The sequence below is a fragment of the Deinococcus grandis genome (genome assembly GCF_001485435.1).
Classification (GTDB): domain Bacteria; phylum Deinococcota; class Deinococci; order Deinococcales; family Deinococcaceae; genus Deinococcus; species Deinococcus grandis.
In genome coordinates this window covers 32,373-45,020 of the sequence record NZ_BCMS01000003.1, presented here as the reverse complement: position 1 = coordinate 45,020, position 12,648 = coordinate 32,373, and the positions used below count along the sequence as shown (strand labels likewise).

The following is a 12,648-nucleotide window of genomic DNA, read 5'->3' as shown; positions in this document are numbered from 1 at the left end:
ACCCCGGAACCCACTCCGCCTACGCCTATTCCCACAACGGTATTTATTCCAGCGACCGGCGCTGCTGTAGGGAGCGGGGACGGGACTGTGACCGGTACAGTCCGAATCAGTCCGAATGCTGAGGAAGTCGAGCTGCTCACCCTGACCAATGAGCTGCGTACCAAGGGGACAGTCAACGGTCAGAACTTCACGGCAGGCAGCTGTGTGGACGGCACTTTCAAAAAGGACACCCTCCAGCCTCTTACCTTCCATGGGCTGCTGTCTTACGCAGCACGCAAGCACAGCACTTACCTGTCTGAGGTTGGCTACGACGGGCATGTTGAGCTTCAATCAGAATCGCCATTTTTCTACGCAGCCACACGCGGCGACCGCCTGAACAGGGCTTACGCCGATCACGGACTTGCTCCAGTGGGTATCACGCCAGGTGAAGTGCTGGCAACTGGATATACGCGCCCCAACGCGACTGCCGCTCTGCGCGATTGGATGGCCAGCCCATCTCACTGCAAAATCCTGATGTGGGAATCGACTAAGTTTATGGGCGCTGGATACGCGTACGCTGAACCGAACACCGCCGCAAACCGGTGGGGTCACAGCTGGACGATGATGTTCTACTAATCGTGTTGCGCTTCGAGGCCCCGCTGCGGGGCCTTTTTTCTTGCTCGTTGCGGTCACCCCTACGTTCGCTACGGTCAAGGAATGTACAAGCATATCCTGGCGGCCGCTTTGGCCCTGAGCTGCACCGCACACGCCCTCACGATCCGTCTGCCCGAGAGTCTCGAAGTCGGCCGTCGTATTCCCCTGACGACCATCCTGGACAGTCGCTCAGCTACGGTGACCAGCAATGCCCCCGACGTGATCGAGGTGAGCGGGGGCGCGTTGATCGTCAAGCGTCTGACGCCGACCAGCACGGTCGTGACGCTCACCGCAAAGGAGGGCGTGAAGCAGGCCCAGGCGAACGTCCGGACGCACGGTGTGGAGGTGATGCCCGGCCTGGGCACACTCCTGCCCGGCACGTCAGCGCCAGGCCTGCATCCGTTCGTTGTGGTTCGGGCACGCACCACGGGTGGAAAAGGTCCCGAGAAGATGATCATCACGCTGAAGAAGGGGGACCAGGTGATTGGGAAACCTCTGCAGGTCACGCCCTTCCAGTTGGGCAGCATGAGTGCTTTCACGTCGACGTTGCCGGTGACCGGGCCGGTCACCATTGAGGTGAGAGCCGCCGACGTAGCCCTCGCAGCAGCCTTCAGTACGGGCGGCATTGTGCCCGCTACGGCCAGCCTGGTGCAGGGCGTGAGGGGCTCCGTGCAGGGTCGAGCGCTGCAGCTCAATGGGACTCTGCCAGCCGCTACGACGGTCTCGGCACGGCTGATCAGGCAGGGAGCGGTAGTACACGAGCAGTGGTCGAACGTCGCCGCATTCCCAGCGACCTTGCCTCTGACTCAGGCCCCCGCGGGAGCAGCAGATCTGGACTTGCGCGTCTACAGCGATCCTGTCTTCAATGACGCCACCGTGTTACCAGGCAGTGCTACGTTTGTGCAATATCGGGCAGCCAAACTCAAACTGCGGTGAAACAGGGATCTGGCGTAGGCCGAATGCAGTTGAGTGAACCCAGTCCGGCCCTTCCTGCTTGAGTGATATCTCGGTGGTGAACCATCAGTTGCGAGTTCAGTTCATACGTGGATCAGAAAGTTCAAAACTGACACCCGTTCAACGCCTGCACACGTCACCCCCCGGCATGGGACGGTGGACCCCATGGATATCGCTGCGGGTACGCTCACACTCCGACCGAACAGTGCGGCCTTCTCGCCCAAACCCGGCCAGCAGGACCTCGCCCTCCTGAATCTGCATCTACAGGAGCGGTACGCACTCAGCACCCTGCACAACGGCCTCCTCTATCGCGCTGTCGTCGGTGCGGCCGTGGCTGACCTCATGACGCGCGATTCTCCGACGGCATCCCCGTTGGCTGAGCAGCTGCTCCGACAGACCATCGATGCAGCCCGTCTCGCCTGGGTCGTGGATCGCGCGGGCGGACGACCGCAGGTCCGTCTCTCTCAACCCATCCTGACTTCCCAGGGCGTGTGGTACGGCCCGGCAGAGCAGGTCCTGAACCAGCACGACCTCTCGGCGCACTGCGATGCTCACAGTGCCGCATACATGAAGGCGCAGTACCCACTCCACGTTCCCCAGGATGGTTACTGGGATGGCCTGGAGGCCTGTCTGTACGCCGCACCAGTGCCGATCATGCTGCCGCCCCACGTGCGGCTGCTGATCACTGATATCCGCGGCCGCCGCCAGAGTGCCCACACCACCCCGATCCTGTGGGACGCACAGGTACCGGCTGGGCATCACAACGCCACTGTCGTCCACCTCTCCCACCCGGAAGCGGCGATCGGTGAGGTGGTCCTCGTCCTGGATCTGCCCCGACCCGGCATACAGCAGACCATGGAGGAGCGTGGTGCGCTCCGGAGTATCACCTATCTCACCAGGACGACGTCCTGGCAACTGGGTTGGCAGACCACTCAGCGCATCCAGCCGGATGGCAGGGCCACGGACGGATCAACCGTCCACTATCAGGCGGTCAGCCAGGGCCAATGGGGCGCTCAGGAGGCCCGGCACCTCGCCCTGGCCCTCGCGGCCGTTCCGCGTGATCTCTTACCCTGTACACACCGGACCAGCCAGAACTGGCCCGTCGCGTACTACCCGCTGCACCCGGCCAGCTCGCCACGCCCGACGGCACCTCAGCACGCCATGCCGTGAGTGTCGCCACCCCCACGCACGCCACGCTGACGGCATGCAACCGAGAGGCTTTACCCTCATCTGGGTCCTGATCGTCCTTGTGATCCTGGCCGCCGTCAGCGGCGCCATGCTGCAATCCGCCAACACCAGTGACCGGACCGCACGCGCGGTCGCGCGGGGAACCCTCATTCGTATCCAGGAACAGAACACCCTGACCTACAGTCAGCGCCTCCTGGAAGCCAATTCAGGCGCACTCCTCCGGTCCCTTCCGGCCGCGAGTTCACATGCGACTGAAGACCTCAAGAGCCAATTGCAACGCCAGGTCGATGAGTGGTGCACCCGGAACGTGGACGGGAGCGGCAACCAGATTCGAATCTACTTCTCCTCCACGGCGTGCGGTATGGGGCTACCCGAAGGACAGACAGCTCCAACCCTCCAGTTGAAAAGCACGGGCACGAACTTATGGGCCATGGAAGCTGAATTCCTCCTTGTGGCCGGACCGCCGAGCCGCCCCACCATTCGCCGAGGCACACTCAATGCGCGCTATGGTGCGCCCCCTGCCAGTGCGTACGCCCTGCTGAGCGGCGGCGACACCACGCTCGATTCGCGCGTCCGCATCCAGGGTGACGCGCACGTCGATGGCCACCTGACGCTGCGGGGTACGGTGGATCTCAGTGGAACCCTCAGCACCAGCAACTGTCAGGTCGTCACGGCTGGCTGTGTCGGCGCCGCTGAAGTCACGCTTGCCGACACCCGCACCAACGTCATGTCCATCCTCCCCACGCCCGCCCACCCGGCTGAACTCACCGGCACCCTCAGCGTGGGTCAGGCGGGAGAGACGGCCGGGATGAGCACGCCCAGCCTGTCAGGCCTCACGATCGTGGCCAGCACCGTCGACCTCGGTGTCCTGGCGAGTGGTGAGCAGTACATCCGAGCCTGCGTGTCGTTCTTCTCCTGCACGACGTACCTCGGGACGACAGATGGCTCCCTGCGTGAAGGAAGCGTGCGGAATGCCACCCTCATTTCAGGGTGGAACGGCGCGATCGGCATCACGCCCGCAGGGTCGGAAGTCGTGATCCGTCCCGTCAACCCTGACGCGCCGAGCGTGGCGCGCTCACTCAGCCTCGTCGTGACGGGGGCCGCGAAGGTGGACGGGAACCTCACGTACACGCAGACCAGTTGCTCAGTCGACTCCTGCACGTCAGACCTGTCCACGGACGCACTGTCCATTCAGGCCTCCAGGGTGACCGTGACAACTCGCACCGTGCGGACCCACGCGACAGTCATCACGGATCAGTTCCTCGTGACAGCCCCGTTAACCCTGTTCGGATCGCTGATCGGTGCACCGACCGGGGTCAGCGCGCAGCTGTACATCCAGGGCGATGCCAGAGCCCGCACGGGTCTCGCGCCAGTCGGTGTGCCCCGGCTGGCTGCACGGTGGCGCGCAGCCACGGTCACGGTGGACCAATGATCCGCTCCTCAGCCGATGGCGCGGCGCACCACGTCCCGCAGGGCGGGGGGGTACAGGACCGCGAAGGTGCCCTGATGATCCGCCCAGACCCGTTCGAAATCTGCGTAGGGCATGGTGACGTACCCCAGCAGGGGATCCATGAGGTACACCAGCCGGCGGGCGTCGTCGAATCCGGATGCAACCCGCCAGTGCGGGATGCTGCGCCCGGCGATCATCTGCGTCTGCAGGACGATCAGCGGCAGCCCATTCCGGATGGCCGAGCGAACGGTTTGAACGCTGCCACCACGGAACAGGCGCGCCTCCATCCCAACCTGTGGGGCGTAATCGACGATCGCGCGCGCGGTCATATACGAGCGGGACGTAGGGCGGGTCTGAGCAGAGACGGCCGCCTGTGTCACCCGAATCCCGTAGTACTCGAGGACCTGCGTGATACTGGCAGGACCACAGGCGTTGAAGGTCTGGCGTACCAAGGGCATGCCCTGCAACACGTACCCAGACGGCTGGGACACGTACCTAACGGGCACATGCTGTGCCACAGCTCCCCCGCCCATCGTAAGATGAGTGACCGTTGCCCAGAACAGGAGGGCAGCAATGCGGTTTGATGTCATACCGGAGAGTTTCATCGGCATAGGGGTGATCGAAATGGCAGGGCGCGTTTTCACATTCTTGGATCCCAGGCCTATCGCGCCCGGCCGGGCACGCATGCTGATGCCCGACCGGACCGTGGCCGCAGTCGAATACGTTCCCGACTGGTACTGGAAGCGAGCGGAACGGGTCGTGGGGTTTGCCGACCTGATGTTGCGTGGGGACGTGTACCTGTACACGTACTTCACCTGTGAGGAAGCCGACGACGGGACGATGTTCGAGACGGCGTATGCAACCCCAGAGGACTACGGCCGCTGGACGGTGATCGCACGGGCCCAGACAGCCCATGAAGCACAGGAAATCCAGGCCACGATTCGGGCCGCGTGGTGGGAGGGTCCAGAGCAGCACCGGTATCCTCCAGCTGAGCGGGGTTTCCGCATTCCCCCGCCTGGGTTCACGGTGCCAACGCACCCGCTGGACGAGACAGGCTGATCAGCAGCGGATCACGCGTGCACAGTTCGACCCGGGCGGCCTCTGCGGCGTCCGGGTCGACTCGTGACCACTGCGCGAGCCGCTGCGCGAGGATCCGCCGGGCTTCATCCCGCAGATCCGTCAGGGCTGGTGTCGGATCGTGTCGGGCGTACACCGGGGCGCGGTACAGCCGCAGCAGATCCTGGAATGGACACTCGCTGAGCGCGTTCAGATCACTCCGTACGTGCCAGCCGGAGAGGGTCAGACTGCCACGTTCGGACCCGAGCGGCGCAGTGTGACCCGTGGCCGCCTTGAACGCAGTTTTCAGCTTGTAGTGATTCTGTTCCGGCTTCCCGCGGTAGTCGGGGGCGTACACGTCCTGCGCGGCTGAGACGGCCAGTTCACCGCGCTGAGCCAGGATGATCATGGGCAGTACCAGGACGGGCTGCAAGTCGAGTACTGTCCCGTTCACGCGAATTTCCGGCATGGGTCGGAGGATGGCTACTTCCAGGGTTTGCCGGTGGTTCATCCCCGGCAGCAGGGGGGGGATCGCCACCTTCAACAGCTGCCCGTAACTGTTGATGACACCGGCGCCGAGCCGACGGTACAGGAAGTCCAGTTCGCTGGACAGCGTGATGTCGAGGGTCTGCGACCGGAGGGCGGCAACCAAAAGCAGTGCCCGGAGTTCCAGGGGCAACGCCAACCGACTGCCGGTGACTCGGCGATTGGGATTGAGGAAGGCCTGATCGAGGTATGCCAGAGCCGTGTGGACGTCGCGTTCATGACCCAGACGGTCGCGCAGGCGCTGGAGGCGGATAGACGTCGCGTCACCGACAGGCAGGACGGCTGTGGCAGCCAGCAGGATCAACGCTTCGCGCAGCGCCGGCTGATGATGCAGCTCTTCCGCGATGGCCGCGGCCTGCGTGGCGTAGTGCGCGCAGGAATCCGCATCACCATGCCGCAGGTACAGGCGCGCCCGAGTCACCGCCACCTGCAGCGCAGTATCCCGCTGCGCCGTATCCATGGACACGGCCAGGGCGAGGAGCTCGGCCGCGGTATCCAGATCGCCGTCATCCGCCCAGTACCGGGCCAGCTGGTGCAGGGCCGTCAGGACGTCCAGGCTGGGCGTCAGGACCTCAGCGGCCTCCCGGGCGAGACGGGCACTTTCACGGCCCGCCTGGCGGGCACCCAGGACCGCGCACGCCAGGGTACGGGCGACACGGGCCAGGACCATGGCGCTGCCCAGCTCCTCTGTCAGGTCCCCGGTCGCCAGGACGGTATAGGCGGCCTCGTCCGCTTTCTGCGCGTACTCGCGAGCAGCGTCCCCTGTGAGCTGCTGGGCATGCTGCGCGTACACCAGGCTGAGCTGCGCGAGGAGCGCGTAGGGCGGCGCCTGGGTGGAGGACGTGATAGCGGCCTGCAGGTGCTGGACGGCGAGCTCGTAGTTCCCGGTGCGGTACCGGAATTGGCCGATCAAGGCGTGTGTGCTGGCGGGGTCGGCGCCGGCCCCAAGGGCTTGTTCGGCCATGCTGAGTCCGCGGACCAGGGCGCCTGCTTCGAAGCACGCCTGGGCGTATGCGACGTGCAGGGGTGAGCCAGGTTCAGGTGAGGCCCGCTGGAAGAGCGGGAGGGCCGCCGACAGCTGTTCTGCGCTCCGCAGGGTCGGCAGCATCCGCTCGAGGAGTGCCCGGGCCTCCGTACCGGCGCCGCTGGCCAGGTACGCTTCGACGGCCGCCATAGGCTGGTGTGTCTCGAGTGCCCCAGCGATCGCCTGTTGGGCGCTGGCGTACTCCGACGGCAGGACTCGCAGTTGCAGGCGCAGCTCTTCCCGCACGATGGGGTGCGGCACCCACGCGTCGTTGTCGAGGCGAGTACAGGGCACGCCATACGACAGGGCCGTCGCAAGCCACCCTTCCGTGAGGTTCAAGGCCGTGTTGACTGGATCAAGGGTGCGCCAGGTCGGCAGCAGGCTCGCGCGGCGGAGAGACGGGATAATCGTGTCCGGCACGGTCAGGAGCAGCTCCTGGGCGACCACGCGGGGGTCGTCACCCAGGGTGATCAGCGAGACGGCGGCGGGCCAACCCTGCGTTAATTCCATCTGCGCGTCAGTCAGGCCCATGTTGCGCATCTCGTCCGTGCTCAGGGCAAGTTCGCGGTCTGTGATCAGTTGGGTGGGCACATTGCGTAGGCGCAGGGTGCGGGTGGGGAAGTCCTCTGGCGTGGTGCTGGCCACGATCCAGCGGATGCCAGAGAGTTGAGGAAGCAGGTTGGTGAAGAAGCGGCGGCCGTCGTTGTTCAGCGTTTCGGCGTCGTCGAGCAGGAGCGTGAGGGGCGCGTGCAGGTTCAGGTCGTGCCGCAAGGCGGCCGCTGCCGCGCGTTCAGTCACGGTGCTCCGGGAGAGCTCGTATGGGAGCTGATTGCCCGGGTGGGACGGGAGTGCGCGAGCAATGACCCGGGCGATGCTGATCGGGTCAGGGTCGGCATCGCTCAACCGGATGTAGAGGTGCCCTGGATCGGTACTGAGGGCGACCAGATGGGTCGATTTGCCATACCCGTTGCCGGCCACGAGGGTGACGACGGTGGTCGCTGGATTACGCAGGTCGGTGAGGATGTGTGGACGGTTTGGCATGGGTACGGCATCCTCTCAGCAGGGTGAACGGGCATCTGTGATCAAATCTGTCTAGACATGGGACCACTCAATCTCTCCAAGTCTGACCGAATTATGAGTGGAATTCGCCATAAACGGCTGTATTTATCTCCAACTCTCATAATACTTATCTCCAAATTTCACTCATATTACCCCCAAAACCTCACAAAACTCTCAATATCTCCAAGTCTGACTACAAGATTAAGAAAATTTTGTTGAGTATTTCATTCTGAGTAAAAAATAAGAAAATTAAAACTGGAGAGATTGGGCGAAAACACCGTCCTAAACAACGAAAAACGTATCGCCCTCCCGATCAGACTTGGAGAGAATTAATTTGACACGGTGCGCGCATGAGCCGCGTCCTCCAACACCTGAGCACAACCGGGATGTGCATGACCACCATGCAAATCCTCACGGAGCTGCGCGCGGCTGCGCCGATCTGCAAAGACCACGTCCGGACACAACTCACCCAGGGCCTCGCCGATGGCACCATCACCTGCGTGGCCGGCGTCTACTACGTCGTCACCGCCCAGATCAACGCCGCCCGGACCAACCACCTGCACCTCCTCGCCGAGGACCTCAAGCGCCACGGTCCCAGCGTCCGGCTGCCCATCATCAAACGCCTCGGTATCAGCGCCGCCTTTTTGGCCTGGCTGCTGGATGGCCCGCAGTCCATCGTGACGATCAGCCTGCACGGCAAACGCACCCGGATCCTGAGTGTCATGCAGCCCGAGCAACCTGCGCCTGACGCCAACGACGAGGATCTGCAACGCATCCTCAACCACGTAAAACATCTGAATGCGCGCCGGGACAGCATCACCCGCATGGTGACCGAGCTCAAGCTCGCCCGGTCCACCATCCTTCAGGCCGCCGAGCAGTTGGTCGAGCGCGGCTGCGCCGCCCTCCGCACGGGCTCGTTGCTTGTGCTGGAGTACCTCCGTGATCTGCCGGCACCCCAGCCCGTGACCGCACCGATCGCCGAGCCTCTGGTTGCCGCCACCCGCCGCGCGCCGGTGCGCCCCGCACCCCGCGCGCCGGTTCACCAGCCTCACCCTCGCGGGCCGCGTGCGCCGCAGCCGCAGGGTCAAACGCCGCGGGCCACCCGGCGCACCGGTCCACCCGTGAGGGCAACCGGCCGCCCTGCTCCACCCACACGCGGCACACCGCTGGAGGTCACCTATGAGCGATTCACCCATACCAAGTCCAACCCCCGTGCTGGCCCGCCCAGCCCAACCGGTCGCCGCGCGACAGCTCGTGGCACCGCAGTTCGTGGAGCCGACAGTCGTAGAACCGCAGATCGTGGAACCGAGGGTCGTAGAACCGCAGGTGCAACCCGCGTTCACGCCACCGCCCCCGGCACCCGCAGCTTCCCAGCCCACGGCACAGCTGCCCACTCAGGGCCAGACGGCCGAGCCAGCCCCTCCAAAGCGCTCATACCGTCAGTTCGACGACATCTACATCACCCGGTTCGCGGGCATCCTCACCTACGTCCATGTGCTCAAGGACGCGCGCCTGGACGCCACGATCGGCAACTACCACTCCCAACCACAGGACGACAACTGGGTCGTGCAAGCCCTGACCGAGGCCGCTCGTCTCAGCCGCACGCGCAGCACCATTCGCATTCACACCACCGAATCCGAAATCACCAACGCCATCCGTGACCTGCGCAATAAAAGTGACGAGTACGGCGAACTCGCCCGCTCGCTGGCGAAATCCGGCAAGAGCTTCGTCCTCGCGCGCCCCGAACGGGAATCCCCCATCTGGCGTGACCTGATGAAGCTCATGAAAGACGGCAAGATGCCCACCCCCAGTCCCCTCGTCACCTACGTCGTCCACACCGCCGCCATCACGGACTACGAACGCGTGTATACCGGCGTCGTCATGGTCGGCCTCGGCACCATCGTTGTCCACGCCACGGCGTCCACTGGCGACGATCTGATCGACGCGGAACTCAACATGATGGAATGGGTCCTCCAGGTCGGAGGAGGAGGCGGCCGCATCGACGTCCACCACTCCACGGACGGCGCGCGGCGAATCTGGGAACAGGCCGATCATCTCGCCAAGCAGGAAGGCACGCATGATCTGGGCCGCAGTGGGACCCGCCTGCGCTCCCTGGCCCGCGAGGCATTCCGCATCCGCACGCAGATCCAGGCGGCCCGTGCACCCAACCCACTCTTTGACCGCTTTGCCCGGTTCGCGGCCAGCACCTGCTGGGCAGACGGCAACATCCTCTGACATGCAGACCCTTGACCAGTACGCGCGAACGGGGCTGATTCCAGCCCCGGTACTGGCCAGCACGGCGGCAGAACTGAAGGATGGCGGCAGCGTCCTCAACGCCCTCCACCGGCACCTGGGCGCCCAGACCGACACCGTCTGGGCGCAGCTCGCCCAACGCAGCAACCGCACGTTTGTCCCTCACCCGGCCGCTGCTGGCCCGATCGACGCCCGCCTGCTGCCCCTCCACCTCGCCCTCGACCACCTGGTCCTCCCACGTGTCAGGGCCTTCACCACCATTCACCTGCTCAGCCCTGACCCGCTCGCCCGCGTGACGGACTTCGCGTCGCTCCGCGCCCACTTCAACCCACTCGTGCCGGGCGGTCAGGCCACGCTCCGCATTGATCTGGCCCCGCCCGCGACCTTCCGGGAACTCTTCACGCTGGTCTACCCGGATGCGCGCGCGCACTGGCGGGACGTGGAGGACGCTGCTGCCCTGGCGGCGCTCCTGCCCAGGTCTGCCTGGGAGAACTACCGGCCCAATCCGGAGGAAGAAGCGGACGCGCGAGCTGCCATGCTCGGCCTGCCCTACATCGACCCCACGACGTATCCGCCTACCCCTGGCGTTCTGCGAGACCACCCGGTCGTCCCCTTCACCACCAGACGCCTGTACCCCCACAGCACGGAGAACGGGCACCTTCTCGTGCTGGGCACCCTGATGCACAACGACGAGCTCCCCGCCCTGCAACACAAGGTTCAAACCCTTGAGGACGCACTCCTGCAACCCATGAAACTCTGCCTGACCAGCCCGCGGCAACTGGCCCGCCTGCTCAGAACCCTCAGCGAGGTACACCCCGCATGACCCCCACCCTCTCCAGCCAAGCCGCCCTGACGTTCCCCGAAGCGCTGCGCCCCCTGTTCGGTCGTCTCGTCCACGAAGCTGTCCGCAATGGCACGCTGCCCGCTGTGCCCGTGGCCAGCGCCGGTGAGCAGCAGGACTACCTCATGCTGCTCGACACCAACTCCCAGGTCTGGCTGAGCGATCTGAGCACCAAAATCCGGGCCCTCCTCAAGCCCAGCAACACGCCCATCCCGGCGAACATTGCGGTGCACATTGACGCGTCCCTCCTGGCGGCCATCATTGAGGCTCGCTCTCAGCCCCGCCCGGACCGTACCCCCAAAGCGGCCGCGCAAGAGCGTCAACCCGGAAAACCCGCAGCCGTGACCCCGAAGAAAGGTGCAGAAGGTCCCCAGCAACCTGTGGACGAGAGCCAGCCGAGCACTGAACCCCAGGTCGAAGTGAACGATGGCAGCGCTGCTTGATGAAGCCCTCGCGTGCCTGGCACGGGGGTGCTCTATCCTCCCCGTGCACGCAGGCAATGACCGGGACAAGGATCCACACAGTGCCCTGTTGATCCGCACGGGCTACCACCGTCCTGACCCGGAGAACCACGCCCGTCTCCGGGCCAGCTGGAAGCCCCTCCAGACTGCCGCCCCCTCCGCAGAAACCGTCACGGCGTGGTTCGCCAACACGCAGAACGTCGGGATGGCACTCGTGACCGGCCGCATCAGTGGCCGGATCGTCATTGACTTCGACGGTGACGAGGGCCGCGCGTACGCCCACTCGCTGGGTATCCGGCCGCACGTCCGCACGGGCGGCGGCTATCACTGGCACTTGCGGGCACCCGAGTGGCGCGTCGGGAATCTGGTCGGGAAGTCCACCCACGGCGCGCCCGACTGCGTCGACGTCCGGGGCGACGGCGGGAATGCCATCCTGCCGCCGACCGTGACCCGCAAGGGGCCTTATGTGTACCTCCGGGACCCGGCGGACCTCGACACGCTCGACGACTTGCCCCTGACCCTGCGCGAAGCGCTCCGCCTGGTGCCGCCACTCCCGGCGCCACCACCGATGACCGGTCCTCTCCCCCGCGGCGACGACCGATACCCCAGCGGCCGCATCCTGGACTGGGCCCTCCAGAAAGTTCAGGACGGGACGCTCGGCGGCCGGAACGACACGGGGTATCACCTTGCGTGGGCGCTGTACAACAACGGGTACAGCCACGCGGAAGTGCTCCAGGTCGGCCAGACGTACGTCAGCCACGTCGGCCATCAGCACCCGGATGGGCGGGGCGCGCCGTACACCCTGGACGAGTACCGCGCGAGCATGCGCACCGCGTACGCCGCACCACGCGGTGAGCCGTGGGGGTACAGCAGCACAGATGCCCGGCCGACGCCACAGACCGCAACCCAGGCCCTGGAGGACGTGTACACCCAACTCCCACCCGAAGATCAAGCGCGGGCGGCGCACCTTGTCGCGCGCGAGTGGGCGGCCACTGGACGGCCCATCGAGGACACCATCCGGTACCTGCGCTTGATCGGCCATGACGCGGCCCCGAAGACCGCTCGCGCGGCCTACATCGCACATGAGCGCCGTGAGGCTATGCCTGGTTCCCTGGATACCTTCCTCCGCGCCCGGCGGGTGCGGTACGGGAGGAGCACTTGACGCGGGGGCTGGACTCTGCCA

General features: G+C 65.3%; 12 protein-coding genes. 9 read left to right on the top strand and 3 right to left on the bottom strand.

Features of this window, described 5'->3' with window-relative positions; translation table 11 throughout:
• Positions 1 to 87 precede the first annotated feature (87 nt).
• From DEIGR_RS19930 to DEIGR_RS17330, 4 genes are all read left to right on the top strand, one after another.
• Complete coding sequence (locus tag DEIGR_RS19930; RefSeq protein ID WP_160329958.1) at positions 88 to 615, top strand: CAP domain-containing protein; 528 nt, start codon at positions 88 to 90, stop codon at positions 613 to 615.
• Positions 616 to 696: 81 nt separating this feature from the next.
• Positions 697 to 1,569 carry a hypothetical protein gene (locus DEIGR_RS17340; RefSeq protein ID WP_058979489.1) on the top strand — a complete coding sequence of 291 codons (873 nt, stop codon included), beginning with the start codon at positions 697 to 699 and terminating at the stop codon, positions 1,567 to 1,569.
• A 183-nt stretch (positions 1,570 to 1,752) separates the two neighbouring features.
• The gene (locus tag DEIGR_RS17335) at positions 1,753 to 2,757 is read left to right on the top strand and encodes a hypothetical protein (RefSeq protein ID WP_058979486.1); all 1,005 of its coding nucleotides are present in this window, start codon (positions 1,753 to 1,755) and stop codon (positions 2,755 to 2,757) included.
• A gap of 34 nt (positions 2,758 to 2,791) precedes the next feature.
• On the top strand, positions 2,792 to 4,207 hold the full coding sequence (locus DEIGR_RS17330; RefSeq protein WP_058979484.1) for a type II secretion system protein: 1,416 nt from the start codon (positions 2,792 to 2,794) through the stop codon (positions 4,205 to 4,207).
• A gap of 8 nt (positions 4,208 to 4,215) precedes the next feature.
• On the opposite strand, the gene DEIGR_RS17325 is transcribed toward DEIGR_RS17330, so the two are convergent.
• The gene (locus tag DEIGR_RS17325; protein WP_058979574.1) at positions 4,216 to 4,683 is read right to left on the bottom strand and encodes a C39 family peptidase; all 468 of its coding nucleotides are present in this window, start codon (positions 4,681 to 4,683) and stop codon (positions 4,216 to 4,218) included.
• Between the two features lie 85 nt (positions 4,684 to 4,768).
• Between DEIGR_RS17325 and DEIGR_RS17320 the strand changes: the two genes are divergently transcribed.
• Positions 4,769 to 5,284, top strand: a complete 516-nt coding sequence (locus tag DEIGR_RS17320; RefSeq protein WP_160329957.1) for a hypothetical protein — start codon at positions 4,769 to 4,771, stop codon at positions 5,282 to 5,284.
• Here DEIGR_RS17320 and DEIGR_RS17315 read toward each other — a convergent pair.
• Both DEIGR_RS17315 and DEIGR_RS17310 read right to left on the bottom strand, forming a co-directional pair.
• Positions 5,247 to 7,892 (bottom strand): MalT transcriptional regulator family protein, encoded by a 2,646-nt coding sequence (locus DEIGR_RS17315; protein WP_153013912.1) that lies wholly within the window; start codon positions 7,890 to 7,892, stop codon positions 5,247 to 5,249. The genes DEIGR_RS17320 and DEIGR_RS17315 overlap by 38 nt on opposite strands.
• Positions 7,893 to 8,239: 347 nt before the next feature.
• The gene (locus tag DEIGR_RS17310; protein WP_153013911.1) at positions 8,240 to 8,953 is read right to left on the bottom strand and encodes a hypothetical protein; all 714 of its coding nucleotides are present in this window, start codon (positions 8,951 to 8,953) and stop codon (positions 8,240 to 8,242) included.
• A 451-nt stretch (positions 8,954 to 9,404) separates the two neighbouring features.
• Here DEIGR_RS17310 and DEIGR_RS17305 point away from each other — a divergent pair, with 451 nt between their 5' ends.
• Genes DEIGR_RS17305 through DEIGR_RS17295 form a run of 4 tightly spaced genes read left to right on the top strand, consistent with a single transcriptional unit; the run spans position 9,405 to position 12,627 of the window.
• A complete protein-coding gene (locus DEIGR_RS17305; RefSeq protein ID WP_058979475.1) occupies positions 9,405 to 10,145 on the top strand; it encodes a hypothetical protein in 741 nt (246 codons plus the stop codon).
• Position 10,146: 1 nt separating this feature from the next.
• Complete coding sequence (locus tag DEIGR_RS17300) at positions 10,147 to 10,986, top strand: hypothetical protein (RefSeq protein WP_058979474.1); 840 nt, start codon at positions 10,147 to 10,149, stop codon at positions 10,984 to 10,986.
• Positions 10,983 to 11,447, top strand: coding sequence for a hypothetical protein (locus DEIGR_RS20530; RefSeq protein WP_153013910.1), 465 nt, complete (start codon positions 10,983 to 10,985; stop codon positions 11,445 to 11,447). Before DEIGR_RS17300 ends, DEIGR_RS20530 begins: the two co-directional genes overlap by 4 nt.
• A complete protein-coding gene (locus tag DEIGR_RS17295; protein WP_083524269.1) occupies positions 11,431 to 12,627 on the top strand; it encodes a bifunctional DNA primase/polymerase in 1,197 nt (398 codons plus the stop codon). The genes DEIGR_RS20530 and DEIGR_RS17295 overlap by 17 nt, the downstream gene beginning before the upstream one ends.
• Positions 12,628 to 12,648 lie beyond the last annotated feature (21 nt).